General features: G+C 69.2%; 19 protein-coding genes. 10 read left to right on the forward strand and 9 right to left on the reverse strand.

Annotation, left to right across the window (positions count from 1 at the left end):
• Positions 1–832: 832 nt before the first annotated feature.
• On the reverse strand, positions 833–1,078 hold the full coding sequence (locus ACFWU9_RS32315) for a hypothetical protein (RefSeq protein WP_384324632.1): 246 nt from the start codon (positions 1,076–1,078) through the stop codon (positions 833–835).
• Between the two features lie 797 nt (positions 1,079–1,875).
• Here ACFWU9_RS32315 and ACFWU9_RS32320 point away from each other — a divergent pair.
• On the forward strand, positions 1,876–2,283 hold the full coding sequence (locus ACFWU9_RS32320; RefSeq protein WP_384324633.1) for a hypothetical protein: 408 nt from the start codon (positions 1,876–1,878) through the stop codon (positions 2,281–2,283).
• A 102-nt stretch (positions 2,284–2,385) separates the two neighbouring features.
• Here ACFWU9_RS32320 and ACFWU9_RS32325 read toward each other — a convergent pair whose 3' ends face one another.
• The gene (locus ACFWU9_RS32325) at positions 2,386–2,532 is read right to left on the reverse strand and encodes a hypothetical protein (RefSeq protein WP_384324634.1); all 147 of its coding nucleotides are present in this window, start codon (positions 2,530–2,532) and stop codon (positions 2,386–2,388) included.
• 504 nt (positions 2,533–3,036) lie between these two features.
• Here ACFWU9_RS32325 and ACFWU9_RS32330 point away from each other — a divergent pair.
• Positions 3,037–3,183, forward strand: a complete 147-nt coding sequence (locus ACFWU9_RS32330) for a hypothetical protein (RefSeq protein WP_384324635.1) — start codon at positions 3,037–3,039, stop codon at positions 3,181–3,183.
• Positions 3,184–3,452: 269 nt separating this feature from the next.
• On the opposite strand, the gene ACFWU9_RS32335 is transcribed toward ACFWU9_RS32330, so the two are convergent.
• Positions 3,453–3,950 (reverse strand): hypothetical protein, encoded by a 498-nt coding sequence (locus ACFWU9_RS32335; RefSeq protein WP_384324636.1) that lies wholly within the window; start codon positions 3,948–3,950, stop codon positions 3,453–3,455.
• A gap of 150 nt (positions 3,951–4,100) precedes the next feature.
• Between ACFWU9_RS32335 and ACFWU9_RS32340 the strand changes: the two genes are divergently transcribed.
• Entirely contained in the window at positions 4,101–4,301 is a 201-nt protein-coding gene (locus tag ACFWU9_RS32340) for an HNH endonuclease (RefSeq protein WP_384324637.1), read from the forward strand.
• 138 nt (positions 4,302–4,439) lie between these two features.
• Here ACFWU9_RS32340 and ACFWU9_RS32345 read toward each other — a convergent pair whose 3' ends face one another.
• Together ACFWU9_RS32345 and ACFWU9_RS32350 are read right to left on the reverse strand one after the other, a co-directional pair.
• Positions 4,440–5,423, reverse strand: coding sequence for a hypothetical protein (locus tag ACFWU9_RS32345; RefSeq protein WP_384324638.1), 984 nt, complete (start codon positions 5,421–5,423; stop codon positions 4,440–4,442).
• Positions 5,424–5,435: 12 nt separating this feature from the next.
• Positions 5,436–6,188: a serine hydrolase gene (locus tag ACFWU9_RS32350; protein ID WP_384324639.1), complete on the reverse strand. Its 753-nt coding sequence runs from the start codon at positions 6,186–6,188 to the stop codon at positions 5,436–5,438.
• Between the two features lie 128 nt (positions 6,189–6,316).
• On the opposite strand from ACFWU9_RS32350, the gene ACFWU9_RS32355 reads away from it, so the two are divergent.
• Positions 6,317–6,706 carry a hypothetical protein gene (locus tag ACFWU9_RS32355; RefSeq protein WP_384324640.1) on the forward strand — a complete coding sequence of 130 codons (390 nt, stop codon included), beginning with the start codon at positions 6,317–6,319 and terminating at the stop codon, positions 6,704–6,706.
• A gap of 424 nt (positions 6,707–7,130) precedes the next feature.
• Here ACFWU9_RS32355 and ACFWU9_RS32360 read toward each other — a convergent pair whose 3' ends face one another.
• From ACFWU9_RS32360 to ACFWU9_RS32370, 3 genes are all read right to left on the reverse strand, one after another.
• Positions 7,131–7,607 carry an Imm21 family immunity protein gene (locus tag ACFWU9_RS32360; RefSeq protein ID WP_384324641.1) on the reverse strand — a complete coding sequence of 159 codons (477 nt, stop codon included), beginning with the start codon at positions 7,605–7,607 and terminating at the stop codon, positions 7,131–7,133.
• Positions 7,608–7,667: 60 nt separating this feature from the next.
• The gene (locus tag ACFWU9_RS32365; RefSeq protein WP_384324642.1) at positions 7,668–8,123 is read right to left on the reverse strand and encodes a hypothetical protein; all 456 of its coding nucleotides are present in this window, start codon (positions 8,121–8,123) and stop codon (positions 7,668–7,670) included.
• A gap of 562 nt (positions 8,124–8,685) precedes the next feature.
• Complete coding sequence (locus tag ACFWU9_RS32370; protein ID WP_384324643.1) at positions 8,686–10,164, reverse strand: N-6 DNA methylase; 1,479 nt, start codon at positions 10,162–10,164, stop codon at positions 8,686–8,688.
• A 163-nt stretch (positions 10,165–10,327) separates the two neighbouring features.
• Between ACFWU9_RS32370 and ACFWU9_RS32375 the strand changes: the two genes are divergently transcribed.
• Genes ACFWU9_RS32375 through ACFWU9_RS32390 form a run of 4 tightly spaced genes read left to right on the forward strand, consistent with a single transcriptional unit; the run spans position 10,328 to position 17,198 of the window.
• A complete protein-coding gene (locus tag ACFWU9_RS32375; RefSeq protein WP_384324644.1) occupies positions 10,328–10,642 on the forward strand; it encodes a trypco2 family protein in 315 nt (104 codons plus the stop codon).
• Position 10,643: 1 nt separating this feature from the next.
• Positions 10,644–12,815 (forward strand): hypothetical protein, encoded by a 2,172-nt coding sequence (locus tag ACFWU9_RS32380; RefSeq protein ID WP_384324645.1) that lies wholly within the window; start codon positions 10,644–10,646, stop codon positions 12,813–12,815.
• Positions 12,812–13,801, forward strand: coding sequence for an AAA family ATPase (locus ACFWU9_RS32385; RefSeq protein WP_384324646.1), 990 nt, complete (start codon positions 12,812–12,814; stop codon positions 13,799–13,801). The genes ACFWU9_RS32380 and ACFWU9_RS32385 overlap by 4 nt, the downstream gene beginning before the upstream one ends.
• Positions 13,802–13,805: 4 nt before the next feature.
• Positions 13,806–17,198, forward strand: coding sequence for an SAV_2336 N-terminal domain-related protein (locus tag ACFWU9_RS32390; protein WP_384324647.1), 3,393 nt, complete (start codon positions 13,806–13,808; stop codon positions 17,196–17,198).
• A gap of 1,651 nt (positions 17,199–18,849) precedes the next feature.
• On the opposite strand, the gene ACFWU9_RS32395 is transcribed toward ACFWU9_RS32390, so the two are convergent.
• Positions 18,850–19,227, reverse strand: coding sequence for a hypothetical protein (locus tag ACFWU9_RS32395; RefSeq protein ID WP_384324648.1), 378 nt, complete (start codon positions 19,225–19,227; stop codon positions 18,850–18,852).
• Positions 19,228–19,723: 496 nt separating this feature from the next.
• On the opposite strand from ACFWU9_RS32395, the gene ACFWU9_RS32400 reads away from it, so the two are divergent.
• Both ACFWU9_RS32400 and ACFWU9_RS32405 read left to right on the forward strand, forming a co-directional pair.
• A complete protein-coding gene (locus tag ACFWU9_RS32400) occupies positions 19,724–20,410 on the forward strand; it encodes a response regulator (protein WP_384324649.1) in 687 nt (228 codons plus the stop codon).
• An 11-nt stretch (positions 20,411–20,421) separates the two neighbouring features.
• Positions 20,422–21,834, forward strand: coding sequence for a sensor histidine kinase (locus tag ACFWU9_RS32405; RefSeq protein ID WP_384324650.1), 1,413 nt, complete (start codon positions 20,422–20,424; stop codon positions 21,832–21,834).
• The last annotated feature ends 413 nt before the right edge of the window (positions 21,835–22,247 follow it).

The following is a 22,247-nucleotide window of genomic DNA, read 5'->3' on the forward strand; positions in this document are numbered from 1 at the left end:
TACCAACGCGCTGCGCGCGTTGCAAGCGATCACGCTTCGCTTCGCTCACCGTGACGGTTCGGCGCTGCGCGCCTCCCCTTCCGGGCTGCGCCCGGGGACGGGCCTCCGCTGCGCTCCGACCCGGACGGGAAGTGCGGCCTCCTCGCTGCGCTCTGAGGCCGTGACAGGCCGCTTCGCGCCCCGTCCTGGGCCTGTCCGCTGCGCTCCCGGACCTACCCGGCTCCGCCGGGAGCTGGCTACGGGGAAGGGTAGCCGGCCCCGGAGCATGTGACCGAACGTAGTGATGCAGCATGTGCAGTTGGCAAAACCAGGGCACCCCCTGCATCAAACCTGACCCCAGATCAACCCTGGAACCACACCCCACCCCCACCCCACCACCCCTGACCAGGCCAGACACCGGTACACCCCTCCAGCACCACCCTGACCTGACGAGCCGTCAGGGAACCTGCATGAATTCAACCGGTCGCAACAACACCCCCGGACCACCCATCTGACACCACTTCAAAAAACACCCCCAGACCAACACTGGAACCACACCCCACCACCCACCAATTCATCCCTCAATTCGCCGCCCAATTCCCCTCGGAGAAAAAGGGAATTCGCGCCGGACCGGAAATCGGGCAACCCGAAACGGGACATGCCCACTCAGTGGACGTGTCCCGTTTCGGGTTGCCCGGCGCCCCGGCGCCCGGCCGTTGACACCCTCCGCGATCCGGATCAGCTGGAGCGTGCCGTCACGCGGGGGCATGGAATCGGTCACCCTGACCGTGCCGCGCGGCATGTCCCGACCTGAGCCCGAACGCCCGGCGAGGACGCCGCCGGGCCGCCGGGGTCATCGGCGGAGCGTCGCGTACGTGAGCGGGACCAGGACGGCCGCAACTGCCCCGCCGGCCATCAGAGGCTCCCGGGAGCCGGGATGGGCGTACGCCAGGTACGCACCCGCTCCGACCGCCAGGAGCACCACCAGGACGGCGAGCAGCACCACGGCGTCCCTCAGCGGCGGCGCCGGGGCGGGGGCCGGCGGCTGCGGCTCGGGCGGTACGGGCGGCGGGTTCTGCGGACCGGTCGGGGTCGACATGACCGGGGGTCCTTTCGTCAGGCACACCGGGGATCGGCGCGCGGCGGGGCGGAGCATGGGAGGCTCCGCCCCTTTGTGCCGCAGGGCGGAGCTGGACAAGCAGCACCGTGCGACATCAAGGAGCAAGCCCCGCAACCCCTGCCAGGACCGGCCCCGTCGGCGGCCCGGCCACCATCCACTACGAGCCCTGTACTGGGAGCGTCACGCTCAGTAGTGCGGAGGGGTGCGGGTTCTCCGGTGACGGGAAGCGGGCGCTGCGGCGTCAGTGCCGCGTTGACCGAGGCCGGAACCCGGCCGCCGGACGGCACGCGCGCAGCTCGCCGCCGAACGCCCCCCGGCGACCACGGTCACGGTCTCCGCCGACGAACCCGTCGCCGCGGGGCCGGCCAACCGGCGCCGGACCCTCGACACCGGAACCGCGGCCAGCGCCCCGCCGGACCGGTCGGCGCCCCTCCGGCGGGGCGCTTCACAAGGCGCCTGGCCGTACCGCTGCGGGCGAGGGAACCCGCACGTCAGTAAGCCGGTCAAGGGGGTGGTCCGGGCGCCGACTACTTCTCTGAGAGGGGTCTTTGAGAAGTCCAGACCCGACCCCGACGACTGATGCGGACTCATGAAGTCAGGTGCTAGCAGGGGTGCTAGACCTAGCAGCCCCTGCCGCTAGGCACACCGCTCTGACCAGCGCTCTAGTGTCTAGCAGCCCGTCACCCAAGCCCCGCAACCCCGGCAGCCGGCTACCTCAACCGCCGCGCCGACCGGGTGCTAGAGCCCGCCTGCCCGATTCAGGAAGGATGGGCGGTATGAACGAATGCGAGTACGCAATGAGCCGGGTCGACCAGGGCGCCAACTGTGCCAATTCCGGCGACCTGGTGCGGTATCTGAGCCGGGTCGCCGCGGAAACCCATAGGCTCCGAAACGGTCTGTCCGCAGCCGTCTCCCAGGTCTTCGCCGGGGTTTCGCCGCCGGGCGGACTCGGAGAAGACCTGCCCTATCCGGCGGACCGTGTCGAGCGGTTGCTGTTCGATGACCTGATGGGCGCGGACGTCCTGGTCGGGGACCCGGCACTCGCCACCGCGCTCCGGCAGACCATGCGCCTGCTCGAAGACGCCGCCCACGCAACCCACCTCGCCTGCTCCCTGATCGAACGGCCCTGCGACACCGCGACGGGCCAGCCACTCTCCGGACCTCTCTACGCCACCCGCACGTGAACGCCCGCCGCCCGAAGCGCTGTACGCCGACCTGGCGGCCGATCTCCACCCCCGGCGGCCGGGAGGAGCCGCACGAGGGGGGAGAACGGCGCTCAGTGGCGCTCAGAGCGATGTTGAGGCGGCTTCCATCGCTTCGGCCGCCGCACCCGCCGCCGCGACCGTCGCCGCCCACTCGGCATCCTTCGCCTGCTTCCGCTCCATGGCTGCTGCTGACTCGCACCGGAAGCAGAGCCCTGTGGTCGTCTGCACGTCGCCACCTCGCTCGCACCCTCTGCCTTGGTGTCCGGGGCACCGCTCCGCCGGAGGCCGCTCCGCCATCTGCCGCTTCATCTCCCGGTACGCGGCACTCTCGGCACACGTCACCCACAGCGGGCCGTCGACCCCCGGCGGGAGGGGCGCGCCGCACCCGCACAGCGGCCACCCGAGGTGACGGCCGCACATGGCGTGCCCGGCTTCCGCCAGCCGGTGCGCGAGCGCGAGAGTGCGGAGCAGTCGCGGCGGGGCGGTTCCTTCTCCAAGTTCGAGACGGACCCGGAACGCCTGGCCGAAATCTGGGCAGCCAAGCACTCGGAGTGGCGGCGTGTCAGGGACTCGATGGTCGCGGCCGGTTGTGGTGCGTACGGGCCGGAGGAGGACACCCAGGGCTTGAAGTGGGCTCAGGACCGTGCGGAACGGCGGGAGAATGCTCTCGCGGAGGCGGCTGCCTTTAGAGCGCGGCGGGAGTAGGCGGATGAGCTGCGGATGGAGTTGTGGTTGCCCGCAGCCCCCAGCCGACTGATCCGGACGGTGGCGAGCCGGGCCGGGCTCCAGCTCACTCAGGTCCTGGCGCAGCTCGCTGAACGGATCGTGGTGAGTGAGGACGGCTCGGTGTCCGTCCCGCCCTTCTCACCGAACCTGTGATTTCTCGAAACGGCTTCGAATACGAGCGAGAGGAGGATCGTAAGATGTCTGGTATTCAGCTTCGGGAACACCAGGTGGACCAGAAGTCAGCATTCCGAAGGTGGGTCGGATTTCCCGCAAGATCACCCGTGCCCACTCAGGGTGCCCGGGGCACGATCGTGTCCGAGGCGGAAAGGTTACTCCAGGAAGTCCTGCCAGAAGGCCACAGTCGCTCTGGGGTCCCAACCGTCAGGGGTGTGCGTGCTGAAGTCGTCGAATTCGTGGTTGATTTAGTCGGCCAAGTCAGCGGCGTAATAGATGATGTCGGTGCCCCAGATGGACATGACTGGGTGCCCGTGGGAGCCGTGACCTGCAGGCAGGAATCGGTGGGCGTACACGGGCACGAGCTTTGGTACCTGGCCCAGCATCAACGTAGCTTTTTGATGCACTTCATCCGCGCCCGCAGGCCGCTGCCCCCACGTCGGATGCCAGAAGCCATGCTGAACAGCGCCAAGGACGCCTTCGACCGGCCATTCAAGATGTTCCCGGAGCTTCGCCGGATCTCCATGCCGCCAGTCGGGCCACGGATTTTCCCAGGTGTCCCCCTCCTCGGGCGGCTGCCTCACCGGAAGCCCCGCAGCCAGAAACGCCCTATGGTCGTCGGCGAACTCGAAGCCGCACTCCTCCTCTATGCGGCGGAACTCGGCATCGGTCAACCCGGGCTCAATCTCGCAGCAGTCGGCGGCGCCGAGCAGGCGCGCCGCCTCCAACCCCAGCTTCATTCCCACGGATGTCATCACCCTCGAACACTAACTGCCCTGGCCTGGGGTGATGCCAGCCAATTTCGGGTTCACGCTGCACGTGGAAGAGCGGGCTCGGACCTCTGCTGCCGGTAGTCCGGATAATCGTCGCTAGTCGAGCGTCTAAATCCCCTTGCGGTGTACGAACGCGACAGCTGGATCTGCCAGATATGCAAGACGGCCGTCGAGCGCGAGCGGTCCTGGCCCGACATGTGGGGCGCGACTCTCGATCACCGCATCCCGCTCACTGCAGGCGGCGAGCACACGCTACTCAACGTCCAGCTCACCCACTGGATCTTCAATCTCCATAAAGGCGACTACTTTCCGGTCGACGTTTAGTTCCGCCTGCCAGGGCGCCAGCGGCGGCGTCCGGGGCACTACGAGGCTCCGGTGGGCCGCATACCGGTATCGGGTCGGCGTCCTTGTTTCCGGGTGCCATGACTGCGATTTTTGTGGTGTCCGAGACCACGATCAACGTCAGGGCGCTCCGGCACCGAGGCCTGTCCGGCGCGGATTGCCGCGGTCGATGGTGAACACGACGCTGCTGCCCGTCTGCAGCGGAGTGGTGAAGATCGCATGGGCGGCCGCCTGGCCGAATGCCGGGTGGGTGCGGCCGTGTTGGGTCAGCCCGCCCGTACCGAGGCGGCTCAGTCCGGAGACCTGCGTGTTGAGAATCTGAGCTCCGATCGATTCTCCAACGGTCAGCCGATATTCGGCGTCCAGGACGGGCCTGAAGAGGTGAGCCTGGACACTGATTTCTCGGTCCGTTCCTAAGTATTTGCGAGTGACAACGCAAAACTCCACGGAGTGGGATCCGCTGTGCCGGCGCAGCTCCGACAGGGGGAAACTGAATTCGACGGCCGGGGATCCTCTCAATGTGGACTGGTGCGGTGACGCTGGTTCCAGCTGCTGGCCGTCGACCCGTACGTGATCGACGCGGAAGCTTTCGCGGTCCGTTATCTCAAGCCCGTCATCGATCTGCCAGCGAAACACATATCTGTTGTCGTTGGCCAGGACGCTGAACGGCTCGTCGGTCAGAGAGGACACACAAATAAATCTTAGTTCCCTGGGAATTTCCGGCACCTGGTAGGAGACCCTTATTGCTTGGACGGCATACCCATCGGCTCCGAGGCCGTCCAGGTGGCAGTCCCATCGGTAGCGGGTCAGGGCGCCGGTGAAGAGGTTTTCACGGATCGGTTCGAGGACTTCGCGTAGAGCGTGGTCAATGGCCTGGTTCACCTGCAACGTCGTGTCGCGGATGGTGATCTGGCCAAAGATGAAGCTGACCATCGCGGCCGAGACCAGCGTCGTGCCAACGATCTCTAATGATTTGACGATGACGTCGTCGTCAGCGCGGTTCACCGAGAGGACCAGGGCCACCGCTCCGACCACCAGCACCAGGAGGTTGTAGATGCGCACCGTGCGCCGGACTTCTGCAATGACATTGCGCTGGTCGACCATAGGTGAGTCCGACTACACAGGTTCCCCGAGGACCCGCCACACGTCTGCCATGCAGTCGCCGATCTCAATTCCGACTGTCGCAGTTTCCGGCTGATTCTCGGTGAGGAAGACAGCGATGAGGTCGTGGTCGCGGCCGTAGAGAATGCCTGCGTCGTGAGCGAGGCCGCGTAGGCTGCCCGTCTTGTGTGCGACATGGAGGTCGTCCGGGAGGCGCAGCGGCAGGCGGAAATTGCGCACGCTGTTCCGTAGGGCTTTGATCACGGGCTGCAGCTTCGGCTCTGCGGCGGCATGCTGCAAGATCAGTGCCATATCGCTCGCTGTCGTGATGCTGTTTCTTGCCATCGGGCCCAGTTCGTCGTCGGTGAATCCCACGCGCATGTGTGTGTGGTGTGCGCCTGCCCGCGCGGCAGTGGCGGTCACGGCTTCCATGCCGACGAGGTCGGTCAGGTAGGCGGCGATGGGGTTGTCACTGGTGGCGAGCATTAGACCGCCGAGCTCCGCCAGGGTGAACTCGTGCCGTTCATCGAACACCTCAAGCAGGGACGGATAGGCAGTACGGCCGAGGTCTGACCGCTTGACGACCTGGGTGGCGTCACGCTGCTCCAGCAATGTGATGAACAAGGGCACCTTCATCAGGCTGGCGGCAGGGAAGGTGCGATCGGCGTTGCGCTGGGCGCACAGGTCCCGTCCGCGCGTGGAGCGCAGCACAACAGCTCTGGATGGATCGTTCCGGACGAAGGAGTCGATGCGGCCATCGATATCCATGCAGAGCCCCCCGTGCCTCCGCCAGGCTAGGCCAAATCAGCTTAAGCCCAGCCAGTTCGGACGTCCATACCGCTCATCGCACGGGTGGTTCGCTCGGCAGTCCGGATCCCGCGCAGGCTGCCGGTGGGTTGTCGGCCGGTGCGCTGCCGGAGGAGCGGCGCGAGCAGCTGGAAGAGATCGACCCGTCCTGGTGCCCCGCCTGGCCCCTGGAGTGGCAGCGCGCCTTCCATTTGGTCCGGCTGCGCCTGGAGGCTGGCGGCGAGCTCCCGATGGAGCCGAGTGATGTCGTGCACCATGGCGAGGATCTGGGGCGGTGGGTGCGCTCGGTCCGGCTGGGCCGGGACAAGCTGACGACTGTGCAGCAGTGGCTGTGCGAGCACGTCCTCGGCATCGAACCCGCGGCCGAGGACGAGAAGCCGAAGCCCCGCCGCACCCAGGCCGACAAATGGGTCATGAATTACGCCGCCGCACGCCAGTACTACCAGCAGAGCCGCCACACTCACACCCGAACGAATTGAACAACTGTCCGCGATCGGCATGCGATGGGCATAATTCCGTCCTGGGTCAGCGGTGCTGCCGTGATCGCGGCCGGCTATCCGCTCGGACGGCTGCGCCCGTGGCGGCAGGCGGGCGGGCGGCGAAGACATACCCTATTCGACCCCGAACGCCCGCTTCGTCGCAGCAGTTTCGGTACGACTGCAGCCGTCTCCCACACTTACGATGAGGGAACCAGTCCGGTCACGGATACTCCTGCTCGGCCGATGGGCGGACCGGGTGCCCCAGGCGCCCCGGGTGTGCGTTGTGTCTGCAGAGGCCGTGTGCGTTGGAGGGCGTGTTTGCAGCCCTGGCATTGGAGCGTGTTGCATTGCGACAGCACGGGCGAAACGCAGACCACACTCCCGGGTGACATCGGGTCCCGTCCACCCCATCCGAGGCATGGGCTCAGATTCGTGTGAGCCGCACGAGGACGAGGTATTCGCCGGGCGTCTCGATGCGACCGGCTTCGATGGCGTATTCGCCCGGCGTGAGGTCGATGTCCAGGTGCTCCTCGTTCTTGATCCCGGTGGAGTCGTAAACCGCGTCGAACAGGATGACCGGCTCCGTGACGCTCCAAGAAGGTCCGGATTCCCAGTCCACCTTCGGCAGCAGTCCGGCGACCAGGTCCGGCAGCTCTGCTTCGTCGTCGCCCGCGATTTCACGGACCAGAACGTTGAACTCGGGGAGGAATGTCGTCCGCGCCGGCATGTCCCCGAGGACCAGAGCCTCCGAGGTGCCAACGTCGATCAGCCCGACGTAGCCCTCGACCTCGCAGCCTCGTCCGTAATCGCCTTCGTCATCGGGGTAGTTGCGTGGTGCCTCACCCCACTGCGTGCAGGTCGACCCGGCAACCAGGATCAACGGCCCGCCCGCCGAAGTCACCCAAGTGAGGCCCACCACGGTCTCCGATCAGTGTTGCCGCCGTCCGGCCTGCCTCGCCGTTCACAGGGCGATCGGCCGGTATCTGAGGGCTTCTTCGACGATCTCCTCAGCCGAGGCGTCCCGAAGTGCGGCCGGGGGACGGAAGATCAGGTCACTGACCCCCGGATGCGACACGTTGGCGTCGAGCAATCGCAGGAAGAAGTCGCTCTCCGGGTCTCCGGCGAGAAGCCTTCGAACGATTTCGACGAGCTCGTCCATGGTGATGTCCGCGATCTGGGAGCGGGCCGGTCGGGCAGTCTCCAACGCGAACTCGACCAGGTCCCGGCCGCCGTCGTACTCGGCGAAGTCAAGGGGCGCACACTCATGGCCGGTCTTCGCGTTGAAGTCCCTGATCGCCTCATCCGCCTTCTCGGAACCGGAGAGCACCAGGTCAGCGATCCGTACGATCTCACGGCAGAGCTCGTCCAGGTGTTGCCGGCTCACCATCGGGGGCATCAGTTCCGCTCTCAGGTCCACGGCCCGAATCATGCCGTCGGCGCCAAGGCGCGCGCCACCTCGCCGGAGAACGGCTTTCGGCGTCTGCGGGGAGCCCGGCCGAGTGGCAGCGCGACGACGAATCCGCAGTCCGGGCCGGGGCGTTCGCACGCGCCGGTTTCCAGTGCGGTCCGCAGGATGTGGCGGGCCCGGTGAACACCTGGGCTGCCGCGCCGGGCGTGACCGGGCGTGGCTTGCCGGCGCCGCGGCCTGCCCCAGCAACTCAGTGCGGCTCCAGCAGAACCACGACTTCAACGGCAGCCGCGACGCGCTGATCTGCGTACTCACCGACAGCGTCCTGCACCTGGAGAACCGCGACAACTGGGCCACCTCCGTCTACCACGGCCACGCGTTCGATGTGCGGGGCTGTAACACGAGGGACACCTGTACGAATTCGGAGATCGACACGAGCAAGAACCACAACAAGTTCAACGACGTGATCTCGTCGCTGCCGTTCCGCCAGTCCTGGGTCCTGTCAGCACAGTCCCGCCCAAAGCACGAGGCACCGCACCATGGGCGGACGACACTAATTTCCGGATGCTCCCTAGGTGAACACCCCGTACAGATCCTTCGTCAGGGCCCCGGCCCCCGCCCCGGGCACGGCGGGTCTGTCGACGGGCGGTGCGGCGTCCACGTATCGCCCGGGTGTCAGCGCGTACGCCTGCTCCCGCACCTTTCCCAGATCGGCGGAGACGCAGAAGCCAGGGTCGTCCCGGTACGTCCGGAGGGGCTGACGGGCCGAGCCGGCACCGCGCCAGGCGTGGTACGTGCCGGCGATCTTCGCCACGTCCTCCTCGCCCAGCACCCGCTCGGTACGGTCCACCATCATGCCCGTGTCCCGGGCGTCGACGAGGAGGATCTGCCCTCGGCGGTGCTCGGGCTTCTCCTTCACCAGCGTCCAGAGGCAGACAGGGATCAGGGTGGAGCGGAACAGCTGGCCCGGCAGCGTCACGACGGAAGCCACCAGGTCGGCCTCGACGAGCGCCCGCCGGATCCGCCCCGCCCCGGACGAGGAGAGCGAGCCGTTCGGCAGGACGAGACAGGCCGTGCCCCGTTCGCCGAGCTTGGAGATCGCGTGCTGGAGCCACGCGTCGTGGGTGCCGGCCCCCGGGACGCCGTACGCCCACCGGGGATCGTCCTCCCGAGGTGACCGGCCCGCGAGGCCGAACGGCGGTTGGGCCAGCACGAAGTCGGCCTTCAGGTCCGGGTGTCCGTCGTCGGCGAGTGTGTCACCCCGTCGGATGTCCGTGCCGTTCATGAAACCGTGGACGGCGAGATTCATCCTGGCCAGGCGCCAGGTGTGCCTGTTGATCTCCTGGCCGTAGATCTTCATGCCGCCCGGGTCCTCCCCCTGGGCCGCCATGAACGCGCCCGCCTCGACGAGAAGGCCTCCCGAGCCGCAGGCCGGGTCGTACACCCGCCCGCCGTACGGCTGAAGCATCTCGACCATCAGCCGGCCGACGGAGCGAGGCGTGTGGAACTCGCCGCCCCGGCGTCCCTCGGCACGCGCGAAGTTGTCGAGGAAGTACGCGTAGAGTTCGGCCAGCCCGTCCCGCACCGACCCGTCCCGGGAACGCTCGACGCCCATGCTGCCGACGATGGTGACGACGCCGGCCAAGCGCCTCGGGTCGACGGAGCCCTCTCGGAATACCGTCGGCAGGGCGCCCTTCAGCGCAGGGTTCGCCTGCATGATCGATCCCATCGCCCGGTCGATGTGTTCGCCGAGGCCGGGGGAGTCCGCCTCAGCGGCGACGGACGCCCATCGGGCCGACCGGGGAACCCAGATGATCTGGGCGTCCGTGAACTCCCTGTCCTCCAGGACCTCGTCGAGGTGGTCCACGTCGAACCCCTCGGTGACAAGCCGCGCCCTCAGCTGGGACCGGTTCTCCTCGAACGCGTCGGAGGCGAACTTCAGAAAGATCAGGCCGAGGATGTACTCCTTGTACTCCATCGCGTCGACGGAGCCACGAAGTCTCTCCGCAGCCTTCCAGTGAAGGTTCCTGATCTCCGCCTTGGACAGCACCGGGCCGTCTCCTTCCGCCGTCAGGGGCGCGAGGCCGCATGCGCGCCCCGGGGTCCTGCGAGGTTATGCCCAACTTCGCCGGTACGTCCCGGAAAAGCGGTAGCGTGACGGGTCATCAGCTCCTGAACGGGGACGGGGCTCGGGACGGTGTGTGGAGTTGGGCATGGCGAGTATCGGTCTGGCCGCGGCGATCGAGGAGTTGCGCCAGGAGTTGTACCAGGCGCAGGATCTCGGCGTCGGCCAGCAGTTCGCGTTCGGCGTGGAGGAAGCCGAGTTGGAGCTGCTGCTGGAGCTGCGCGACAGCGGCAGCGGCGAGGGCAGGTTCACCTTTGGCGTCGCGACCGTCGGCGTGGGCGGTGAGCATTCCACCGTCCGTACCCACAAGTTGACCCTGCGCCTGTCGGTCCGGGACCGCGCCGCCGGCGGAAGCTCCCCCGAGATCAGCGACGGCGCGGTCGGCTCCTGGGAAGAGGAGTGAGATGGACCCGCGCAGACTGGCGCTGATTCGCGGGGGCACCGCACAGGAACGGCGGAGTGTCGGTTCGGGCTATCTGATCGCCCCGCGGCTGGTCCTCACCGCCCGCCACGTGTTGGTGGACAGCGGCACGGACCGCGACTGGCCCCAGATCCAGGTACGGGTGGGGCACCCCGGCGAGGGTGGCACGTCCCCCACCCGGGCGACCGTCCTGTGGACGCACCCACGAGGTCTGGACGTCGCCCTCCTGCTCACTGACGACACGGTGGGCGAGCCGGACGACCCGGTGCGCTGGGGCCGTCCCACCGGCAGGGCGCCGCTGCGCTACGACGGGCTCGGCTTCCCCCTCGCCGGCGCCGGCGGGGAACGCGAGGTCGAGCATCTGCGGGGAGTGCTGCCCCCGTTGTCCTCGGGCTCCAGCGGTCTCTACGTCCTGGACCAGGACCCCGCGCCCGACCACCGGGCCGACGGACGGAAAGCCTGGGCAGGAGCCTCCGGGGCCGCGGTCTTCTGCGAGGACCGTCTCGTCGGTGTGGTGATCCAGGACGCCCAGAGCTACGGAAACCGCCGGCTGCGCGCCCTCCCCGCGCACACCTTCATCCAGGACGCCGATCTCGCCCCTCATCTCGGGCGGCACGGCGACGGCCCGCCCCACCTGGCCGACATCGGTGGCTCCCTGCCCAGGGCCCGGCCAGCGGGGACACGTACGCCTGCCGAGCAGGACATCGAACAGTCGCTGTGGTACTTCCTCGGCGACCCCGGCACCTGCTCGTTCCACGGCCGCTCACTCGTCCACGAACTGGGTTACCAGGTCCCTGCCGACTACTCGCCCTCCATCTCCGATCTCATGGCACTGGTCGCCGGAGACCGTCGCGCACTCGCCTCGCTCAGCGGGACCCTGGCCCGGACGGCCACCGGGGACACCGCCCGCACCCGGCTGACCGCCCTGCTCACCCGGGCGCGCGCCGCAGGGCTCGGCTCGCTGCTCTCCCTGGAGGAGTTCGACCTCCTCATACGGCTGCTGAGCGGCCTGTGCGAGGAGCGCCCCACCCTGCTGCCCCGCGCCGCGAGGGAGGCCCTGCGCCACGCCTGCCTCCCCGACGCCCTCTCCCGCACGCAGCTCCCGGACGGCCAACTCGCACGGGTTGTAGGGGAATTGGAGTCGATGTCCGACAGCGAGGAGGTGCCGGACGGAACTCCGCGGGTGCCGGCCCTGCTGCGGCTGGTCGAGTACGTCGCGGCGAGTGTGGGCGGAGACGAGCGGGCGGGGCTGCGCGCGTGGTCCACCGGCGTGGCCCGCCGGGTAGGCATCCACCCGACCGCGCTCGACGAGCGCCGCGCGGACGCCGTCCGGTGGGCGGCCGGGCAGACGTCACCGGTGTCGCGGGTGGTGCTGGAGCTGACCGGTGTGCGGGACTCCCCGGACCAGCGGTACAACTGCCGGATCCTCGTCGCCCGCCAGGACGGCACGCACGCCCTGCTCCACGAGTCGCGGACCGTACCGAAGACGCCGGAGGAGGTCGCCGCGTGCCTGCGGGAGGCCGTCGAGGCGGCGGCCGACGAACCGGGCCAGGGAGATCACGTTCCGTGGGTGACGGTGGTGGTCGAGCGGCAGGGACTGCATCTGGCCGTCGACGAATGGAACCCCGGGGCGCCCAACGACATCGTGCCCGACCAGCCGATCGGCGCGGAGTTCCGGATGACGCTGAGCTGCCCCGACATGAGCGCTGTCGCGGCGGGCCGCGAACGGGACCAGCGGCGCCGTTGGCGGAGCGGATGTCCGACGCCGCTGGTCACCGACCAGAGCTGCGGGAACAGCCGACAGCTCGCACGGGTGCTGAAGACCAGTCACCGCGACGCGACCCGCGTGGTCATCCACGCTCCCGGTGATCAGCGGGTGCCGTTGCTCGAAGTCTGTCTCGCGCTCGGTGTCCCCGTGGTCCTCTGGGACCGCGTGGCCGGGGACCCCGAGGACGCCACTCGGCTGGGCAAGCTCGACCCCCTGGGCCTGCTGGCCGAACTCCCCGAGCGCGTACGCGTCTTCCGGGCCACGGCCTTCGAGTCGCCCGAGTCGGCCACCGCCCGCCCCTCCCTCGTATGGGAGGAAGAGAGCAGCATCCCGAGACCCGGGTCGCTGCGGCTGAGGGATCCACGACAAGGAGTCCATGCCTCATGACGCCCACCGACCCCGGCCGCGGTGACGCACGGCCGGCCGACACCTGGCGGCTGTTCCGCGGCGACGGAACGGCCGGCGAGGCCGCGTTCCCGCCGGCCCCGCCGTGGCGCCGGTTCGACCCGGAGGAACCGCCCGCGGGCCGTCGGGGCTCCCGGCACCGGCCGTATCTCATCGGCAGGGACGAGGCGGACATCGTCAACGCCGCCCTCCACCTGCGCCGCCCCCTCCTGGTGAACGGTCACCCCGGCACCGGCAAGTCCTCCCTCGCCCACGCCGTCGCGCACGAGCTGACCCTCGGATCCGTGCTGCACTGGCCGGTCAACAGCCGCTCCACACTGGGGGACGCCCTCTACGAGTACGACGCCGTCGGCCGGCTGCGTGAGGCCAACCTCCACCGAGGATCGGACGGTCCGGAACCGGACATCGGCCGGTACGTACGTCTCGGTCCGCTGGGCAACGCCCTGGTCCCGGGGGAGCGCCCACGGATCCTGCTCATCGACGAGCTGGACAAGGGCGACGTCGACCTGCCCAACGATCTGCTCACGGTCTTCGAGGAAGGCGAGTTCACGATCCCGGAGCTGGCCCGGCTGCCGGACAGCCACCCCCCGGTCCTGGTGCAGACCGACGACCCCGACCGGCCCGCACCCGTCGTTCGGGGCCGTGTCCGCTGCCAGGAGTTCCCCGTGGTGGTCATCACCAGCAACGGAGAGCGCGACTTCCCTCCCGCCTTCCTGAGGCGCTGCGTCCGGCTCGACCTGCCCGAGCCCGACGAGCAGCGGCTGCGGGACATCGTCGCCGTCCACCTCGGCGACGACGCCCTGCGCGACGTGGACGAACTGCTGGAGGCCTTCCTCAGCCGCCGCGCTCCCGGCGAACTCGCCACCGACCAGCTTCTCAACGCCGTCTTCCTGCGAAAGGGCGGCGTCGATCTCGACTCCGGGCGCCTTCTCGACGCCGTCCTGCACGAACTCGGCGGAGCGGTGTGACGGCGTGCTGGGGCGGCTGAAGCGGGTACTCGCCCGGAGCGGCGCGGACCTCTCCGACGAGGAACTTCTCGATGTCCTGTGGCTCGCCGGAAAGCTGCCGCCGCAGGCCGCTCCCCTGGCCCGGGCGCGTACACCGGAGGGACGGCCCGACGGCCAGGACAGGAGCCCGGCTCCTCCGCCGGACCCGCCGGCCGCCGCGCGGGACGCCCCGCCCGACCCGGAACGGCCGGGGGACTCCGCACCCGAACTCCCGCTGCGCGCCGCGACAACGGCGGACAGGGGCGAGGGCCGGGACACGGCCCCCCACCGGGCGGTCCCCGTCCGGGCTCCCGACCGCCGTCTCCTCGGCGCCCGGGAGCTCCGGCTGGGCAAGTCCCTGCGCCCACTGCGACAGCGGTTCCCCGACCGCCGCCGCCGCGAGCTCGACATCGTACGGACCGTGGCCGCGATGGCCGACACGGGACTGCCCGAGACCATCACCCGTCCCGTCAGGAGCCGCTGGCTCTCGCTGGCCCTCCTCGTCGACGACGGCGTGTCCATGGTGCTGTGGCAGCGGCTTGCCACCGAGGTGCGGGCGCTGATGGAACGTGCGGGAGCTTTCCGCGACATCCGCGTGTACGGACTGGAGACCCGGGGCCCGCACGCCCCGCGCCTCAACACCCGGCCCTACGAACAGAAAGGGCCCTACCACACACCCGCGAGCCTGAGCGACCCCACCGGAGACACGCTCGTTCTCGTCATCAGTGACGGGGTCGGCGAGGCGTGGTGGGACGGCCGTATGCGCGCCGCGACGAGCCTCTGGGCGCGCCACGGCCCGACGGCCGTCGTCCACGCGCTTCCCACCCGGCTGTGGGCGAGCTCCGGTATCACGGCCCAGCCGTGGCAGGTCGCCACACACCGCCGGGGCGGCCCGAACAGCGCCTGGCACGTCACCGATCCCGTGCTGCCTCCGGATCTGGTCCGTTTCGACGCGGTCCCCGTGCCGGTCCTGGAGCCCTCACCCGCCGCCGTGGCCTCCTGGGCCCGGCTGATCACCTCCCCCGGAGCCACCGCGCGGCTCCCCCTGTGGACCGCCGGCCGGCCCGCCCCCGCACCCTCGTCCGTCGGTGAGCACCACGGCGATCCCGCGGACGACGTCCCGCGTTTCCGGGACGCCGCCTCCCCCGAGGCGTACCGGCTCGCCGCGCATCTGGCGGCGGTGGCTCCCGTCACGCCACCGGTGATGCGTCTGGTGCAAAGGGCTCTCGGCGCGCCCACGGACAACGGGCACCTGGTGGAGGTGTTCCTCGGCGGTCTGATGCGCCAGGTCGGCGCGGCGGAACCGGCCCGTCTCCCTCAGCACCAGCTCTTCGACTTCTCGGACGAGGCCCGCCGCGTCCTCCTCGGCGCCCTGGCCCCCGAGGAACTGCTGCGGACGGCACGAGCCGTCACCCGGCAGCTGGAGGCCGCGGTCGGCCGCTCCCCGAACTTCCCCGCCTGGGTCGGCCATCCCGACGGCACGGCCGTGGTCGCAGAGAACGACCGCGCGTTCGGCTGGCTGAAGGAGCGGCTGCTGGGACGGCTGGGCGTCCCGCCGGTGAGCGCAGAACCCTCCGACGGGCTGTCGGCACGGCGTACGGCTCCGGTTCCCACAAAGCAGGCGCCTTCGCCCGGCACGGACAAGGCCGGCCCCTCGCAAGGCCGGCCGGGGGCCCCGCACCCGGAAATCCCGCCCGGCTGGTCGCGGATCGAGCGGCACGACCCCCAGCGGCTCGGACCGTACCGGCTCTACGCCAGCAGTGAACGGGGCTGGGACGATCCGGGCAGCTATCTGGCCCGGCACGAGGACGGTACGATCGCGCTGGTACGGACGCCCTCGCCGTCCGGCTCCATGGACGCACGGCAGGCACGCGAACTGATCCGCACGGAAGCGGACTGTCTGAACCGTATGGACGGAGCGCACGCTCCGCGGTTGCTGGACTCACACCTCGGTCCTGAGGGGGAACCCCCTTGGCTGGCGGCCACGTATGTGAGCCGCCGGGACGGCGACCCCGGCTCCGGGTCCGCCCCGAACCTGCGCGCCTTCTCCAACGAGCTCGGTGGGCCTGTCGGAGACGATCTCCTCCGGCGTGTCGGAGGGGACCTGGCCCGCGCGGTGGGTCACGCGCACGGCGTCGGCCTGGTGCACGGGACGCTCGCGCCGCGAACGGTGCTGGTCACCGACCACGGCGTGAGCCTCGTCGGGTGGATGACGGCGACGGTGGACGGTGCGCACAGCGACTACCGGGACCACTTTCCGCGAAGTGAGGCCTATCTGGAGGCGGGGCACGACAACCCTGGGCCCACCAGGGAGAGCGACATGTACGCGGTGGGTGCCACGCTCCTGGCGTTCGCCACCGGCCGGTGGCGGGACTTCCGGCCCGACGCCGAGGCGCGCGAGGCGCTGGCCGCCTCGGGGATCGACGCGCGCCTGGTCGACGCGCTCTGGGAGTGTCTGGACCTGGTCCCCGGTGCCCGGCCCACCGCCGCCGAACTGGCGGATGCCTTCGCCCCGGCTCCTGTCGGGGCGAGCGACCTGGAACGGCAGGTGGAGAGCCTCGCCACTCTCCGTGTCGCCGTCCTCAGATACCGGGAGCTGGCAAGGGACCGGCCCGACGTCTACCGCCCGGGGCTCGCCTCCAGGCTCAACAGCCTCTCCGGCAGGCTGAGCGAGCTGGGCCGGCGCGACGAGGCGCTCAGCACCATCACCGAAGCCGTCGAACTGTACCGGGAGTTGGCGCGCCAGCACCCCGCCTCCGGGCGGCCCAACCTCGCCCGGGGGCTCAACAATCTCTCCGTCCGGCTGGGCGACGCGGGCTTTCAGGAGGACGCGCTTGCCGTGATCACCGAAGCCGTCACGCTTTTCCGGGCGTTGGCCGCCGAGGACCTCCACTACTACCGGGCCGGCCTCGCCACCGCCCTCAACAACCTCTCCAACCGGCTGAGCGACGCCGGTCTTCGGGAAGCCGCACTCGCCACGATCACCGAAGCCATGGGACTGCACCGGGAACTCGCCGCCGAGAACTCGGTGACCTACCGTCCCGAAGTCGCCCGGGGACTGAACAACCTCTCCAACCGGCTGGGCGACGCCAGCCAGCACGAAGAGGGCCTGGCGGCCATCACCGAAGCCGTACAGCTGTACCGGGAACTGGCCGTGCGGCACCCGGCGACTTTCCGTCCCGCCCTCGCCTCCAGCCTCACCAACCTCGCCGTCCGGCTCGGCCACCTGGGCCGACGTGACGACGCGCTCGCGGCGCTCGGCGAGGGACGGGAGATCCGGCACGTGCTGGCCGCGTCGCGCCCCGAGCTGCACCGCGAGGACCTTGAGCAGTCGCTCAGAGTCCTGGACTGGCTCCACGCCACGACAGAGGAGCCCTGATCCGAGCCGTGCCCGGAAAGTCCCCAGCCCGAGCAGGACCCGGCCGGAGCAGGACCCAGACAGCACCCGGCAAGCAGCGACCACCGCCCGTAAGGCGGGGCGCGGCAACTGGTGCGGTGCGTCACGCGACGGAGGACCGGCCGTGTACCGGACCTACTCGGCCGACTCCAACAACACCACGAGACCCCGTGCGAAAGCCTCAACCCCCGGCACCGGCAACCCCCACGAAGGGTTCCGACGGCCGGACACCCTGGACGCACACACGGTTCCCGGCAGGGCACACCGCGTACCGGTGGGACGCACAGCACAACGACGCGTCCGGCACGGTGCCACTCGCCGGCCCCTTCCCTACCGGTTCCCGCCACACATACACGGCCACGGGATCCGAGGGCTGGGGCTGGGGCATGAGCGGCGGTGTCACGGCCGACGCCGGCTCCACACCGGCCTGATCAAGAGGAACGAGCCGCCGCGGGCCGCTCCGTACGACCCGCGACGGCTGGCGAGCACCCTGCCTCAACCGCCGGCCCTACTGAAGCAACAGACAGACGTCGCCAGGCACTTCGCGGGCGGCCGGCTGCGCACCACCCCTGCGGATCCGGTCGCGGAAATCCCCCCGGGCACCGGCGCGGTCGTACGGACCGGCGGACAACACCGCGCGGTCCACCGGGACCCCAAGCCAGTCGTCCAGGACCCATCCGCCCGCTGTACACATCTGGGATGTCTCGTGGGTCTTCAACAACACCGAAACCGCCTGGGAGCGCCCCTGTCACGAGCCCCGTTTCGCTGTCCACGGTTCGGTACGGCAAGGGCCGGCCGTCCGTCCGCTGGAGAAGTAGGACGCACCCGGCAACCGACACGGACCCGCACCACCGCCCCAGCCGCCGCCGCGCCCACCGACACCGCCCAACCGAGCGGCCCACCGAACCGGCCCCCGTACCTCTGACCGGCGGGCGGCCTTGTATGCAGACGGTGGTGTCACGGCTGGAGACCGAAACGCCGCGCTCTGCCCGTGAGTTGATGGCGACGGGCATTCTCGGTGTTCCGGGACGAACGCGGGGGTGCTGGCGTGGTGGGTGGGCAGGTGGGGCGTGGCCGGTGGCGGTGGGCGGTTGGGCGGCTGTTGTGGGCGTCGGCGGGGGCGGTCCTTGCGGGTGGGATCGTGTGGGCGGTCGCGCGGGTGGGGCTGGAAGCGGCGGATCAGCTGGCCAGTGTGATCGGCGGAACCGCAGGTGTGCTGGCTCTCGCAGTGTCGCTGATCGCCTGGGCGCACCAGTGCAGCAAGGCGACGAAAGTGCCCGTTCGAAGTGCTTCGGGAATTCACGACCTTGGTTTCCACTCCAGAGCCGGACGCCTGAACGCCCGCCCTGACTCGCACAGAGTGGGCACAATGCAGACTCGCCAGCTCTGCCCCACATGGCTTGTACACCGCAACGGAGAAAGTACACGGCGGGTTTAGTCCTGGGAGGGGCTCGCGCATGGCTCCCCGACGAGTAGCTGCCGATAACCACAGCTACGATCTGCGGCGTCCACACCTTCGGAGCAGCCGTAGGAAATCCGGCACTTACCGCAGCCCGTCCGCCTGCCCACCATTAGATACAGAACGTGTAACGGTCCACCGGCGGAGACGGCGGACCGTTACACAAGATCGAGACTAGGGGATCGTCACGTACGGGCTGCTATAAGCAGTGCCGCCGCTGTGCAGTACCACCTTGCAAGACCCCTTGTTGCCCACCGAGAAGACGAAGCTCTTCCTCTGGCCTGCCGAGATAGTGAAGAGGCCGTTATCCCATTTCGTGTAGCCATTAGTGCAGACCAGTTGGAATCGTGCGGTCACCGCGGACCCCGCCCACTTGTTGTAGGCCGCGTCATAACCGTTGGGAGAACCCGAGATGCCGGTAGCACACACTTCGCCATTTCCGATGTTCGTGCACTTCGTCGGGCCGAAGCCGCGGGCGCTGCTCGTTCCGGCTTGAGCCTCGGCTGCGGAGAGGGCGGTTAACGACACTACGGCGCAGGCTGCGAGCACCACGGAGCTAAATCTACGACGTGCCATCACTCGTTGATCCTTTCGTAGGTGAGATCTTGCGTGCACTGATTGAGACTGCCTATCGACCATTGCCATACCGATTGGCTGTCGAAGAGAGCCGTCGCCAGGTTTTTCTGTTCTGGCCTAAATTGCTCGGTCTCGTGGAGCAGGTCCTTCTCCCGCTCGGTGAGACTCTGGGGGAGGGTGATACCGGCCCCCGGGTCCGGGAGCCGGTGCCGCTCTGGCAAGCGCCCCTGAAACCAACGACCAGCACCACCGCCGCCACGACCGTGGGACGGCGCCCAACACGCAACAGCCCACAGTTTGGTCCCCTCCCCCGATGAACCCCGCAGGACAGTGCCCCCGGGAACTTGCCCGTCGGCCCCGTTAGCCGGGGCGGCGTGGGAATGACAGTGGCACGACGTACCTGTGGAGAACCTGAAGGTGATTGACGCCAAATCAGGTATCGTCCGGTGAACCCGGCGGCCATGCTGGACCGATGCGGATTCTGGTGGTCGAAGACGATCGGCGGATGGCGGACCTGCTGCGGAGGGGACTCGTCGACGAGGGGTACGCGGTCGACGTGGCTCACGATGGGGTGCGCGGCGTGGAGCTGGGCCTGGAGAACCCCTACGACGCGATCGTGCTCGATGTGCTGCTGCCCGGGCTGGACGGGTACCGGGTGTGCACGCAGCTGCGCGAGGCCGGGGTGTGGGCGCCGGTCCTGATGCTCACCGCCAAGGACGGTGAGTACGACCAGGCCGAGGGCCTCGACACCGGCGCCGACGACTACGTCATCAAGCCTTTCTCCTTCGTCGCGCTCGCCGCGCGCCTTCGTGCCCTGATCCGCCGGGGCCGGCCCGAGCGGCCGACCGTCATGAGGATAGGCGACCTGGAGATCGACCCGGCCTCCCGCCGCTGCCGACGGGGCGACACGCACGTCCCCCTCACCGCCACCGAGTTCGCCGTCCTCGAACTCCTCGCCCGCCGCGGCGGCGAGACCGTGTCCAAGACCGACGTGCTCGATCACGTCTGGGACGACCGCTACGACGGCGACGTGAACATCGTGGAGGTCTACATCAGCGCCCTTCGCCGCAAACTCGACACCCCGTTCCAGCGGCGCACCATCCACACCGTCCGGGGCTCCGGCTACCGTCTGGACGCCGCCGAAGGGCAACCGCAATGAGACCGGCCGGCTTGGGGCGCCTTCTCCGCCGGCTACGGCCTGCCACGATCAGGACACGGCTCACCCTGCTGGCCGCCTTGGCCTCCCTGGTTCTCCTGACCGCGGGCGGAGCGGGTGTCGCCCTCGCCGTGCGCGCATCAGCCCTACAGGAAGCACGGGAGCGCGGCGCCGACAAGGAGCCGTGGCATCGGGTGTTCATCGAGGAGAAGAAGCAGGTCTCCTACCGCGGCAAACCGGTACCGGAATGCGAGTCGACCTCCCCGACGCCCACGAGGAACCGGCAGCTGAGGTTCTGTTTCGTCCGCTACGACTTCGACCTGGTCAAGGCTTCCCTGCCCGGACGACCCTCGATGTTCGACTCCCTCACCAGCCACGGATCCCTTTCCCTGAACCCTCTCACCGACCCGCTCCACGGCACCACACCCATCCGGCACGCAGACGCCTACTTCGAGTTCCCCGGCTACGTCGTCATGGTCTACTCGATGGAGAAGAGCCAGGCCCGCGTCAACACCATCGTCTGGTCCCTGGCAGGCGCCGTCCTCGGTCTCTCCGCCCTGATCGCCACGAGCATCTGGTACGCCATCGGCAGTGCACTGCGCCCTGTCGAAGCCATCCGCGCCGAGTTCGCCGAACTCACCGCCCATCACCTCGACCGGCGCATCACACCACCACGCGAAGGCACCGAAGTCGCCCGTCTGGCCACGACCATGAACTCCACCCTCGACACCCTGCAGAACGCCATCGACCGCCACCGCCAGTTCGTCGCCGACGCCTCCCACGAACTCCGCACACCCCTCGCAACCCTCCGCTTCACACTCGAACTCGCCCTCAGCAAACCCCACCTGACCCGCCTGGACCGCACCGTACGCGAAGCGCACAACGACACCGTCCGCCTGGAGAACCTCACCGACGACCTGCTGCTCCTCGCCCGCCTCGACATCGAGGACGCCGGCCAGCCCGTGCACAAGACCATCAACCTCGCCGACCTCGTCCGCGACGAAACCGCCCGCCGCCGCCCCCCGCCCCACCTTGCCGTGGAAATCCGGATCAGCCCCGACCCGTGCACCGTCAGGGGCCGGCAGGCACTCCTCTCCCGAGTCCTGGGCAACCTCCTCGACAACGCGGAACGGCACGCCAAAAGCACTATCACCATCACCCTGACCCGCGACACCCAGCGCCACGAAGCCGTCATCAACGTCGTCAACGACGGACCCCCCATCCCCACCAAGGACCACCAGCGGATCTTCGACCGCTTCACCCGGCTCGACCACTCACGCACACGCGACACCGGCGACAGGGACGGCTCCGGCCTCGGACTCGCCATCGCCCGGCGGGTCGCCGCCACACACCACGGCACCATCACCATCACCCCCTCACCGGACGGCGCCGACTTCGTCCTCCGCCTCCCCCTCCAGGACCACTGACCGATCCGGAGCCGGAAGACCCGCAGGAAGATGTCCGGTCCAGCGGCGCTGACAAGCGGGGATGGTGCCGGCGTCACCAGCACCCGGCACAGCGCTGTCCGCAATCGCTTCAGCCGGACCCAGTTCGTCCCCGGCGATGGGCGAATCATGTCGCGCTGGCCGTCGGTGTGGCGGGGGATGCCGCAGCCATTCGGCGAGACCTTCGTGGAAGAGCCGGTAGAGGGTGGTGCCGTCCTTGTCCACCTCGCGGCGCAGGTAGAAGCGCGCCTCTTGCGCGGTCGTTGCGCAGGGTGGCGGTGTCGGGACACGTTGGACCAGATGTAGCGGCGCTGTCCTCGTGGACGTCCGCGCGGGTGTCGCGGTGGGAGAGGGGCCAGCCCCGGAGGTTCACGGCGTGGCGGCCGGTGTCGGTG

Origin of the sequence: Streptomyces sp. NPDC058653, assembly GCF_042716895.1 — a bacterium.
Classification (GTDB): Bacteria; Actinomycetota; Actinomycetes; order Streptomycetales; family Streptomycetaceae; genus Streptomyces.

What these genes read in the sequence shown, in the direction of transcription:
- ACFWU9_RS32315 (WP_384324632.1), bottom strand. Translation starts at nt 1,078, where the DNA reads ATGTCGACCCCGACCGGTCCGCAGAACCCGCCGCCCGTACCGCCCGAG.
- ACFWU9_RS32320 (WP_384324633.1), top strand. Translation starts at nt 1,876, where the DNA reads ATGAACGAATGCGAGTACGCAATGAGCCGGGTCGACCAGGGCGCCAAC.
- ACFWU9_RS32345 (WP_384324638.1), bottom strand. Translation starts at nt 5,423, where the DNA reads ATGGTCGACCAGCGCAATGTCATTGCAGAAGTCCGGCGCACGGTGCGC.
- ACFWU9_RS32350 (WP_384324639.1), bottom strand. Translation starts at nt 6,188, where the DNA reads ATGGATATCGATGGCCGCATCGACTCCTTCGTCCGGAACGATCCATCC.
- ACFWU9_RS32375 (WP_384324644.1), top strand. Translation starts at nt 10,328, where the DNA reads ATGGCGAGTATCGGTCTGGCCGCGGCGATCGAGGAGTTGCGCCAGGAG.
- ACFWU9_RS32380 (WP_384324645.1), top strand. Translation starts at nt 10,644, where the DNA reads ATGGACCCGCGCAGACTGGCGCTGATTCGCGGGGGCACCGCACAGGAA.
- ACFWU9_RS32385 (WP_384324646.1), top strand. Translation starts at nt 12,812, where the DNA reads ATGACGCCCACCGACCCCGGCCGCGGTGACGCACGGCCGGCCGACACC.
- ACFWU9_RS32400 (WP_384324649.1), top strand. Translation starts at nt 19,724, where the DNA reads ATGCGGATTCTGGTGGTCGAAGACGATCGGCGGATGGCGGACCTGCTG.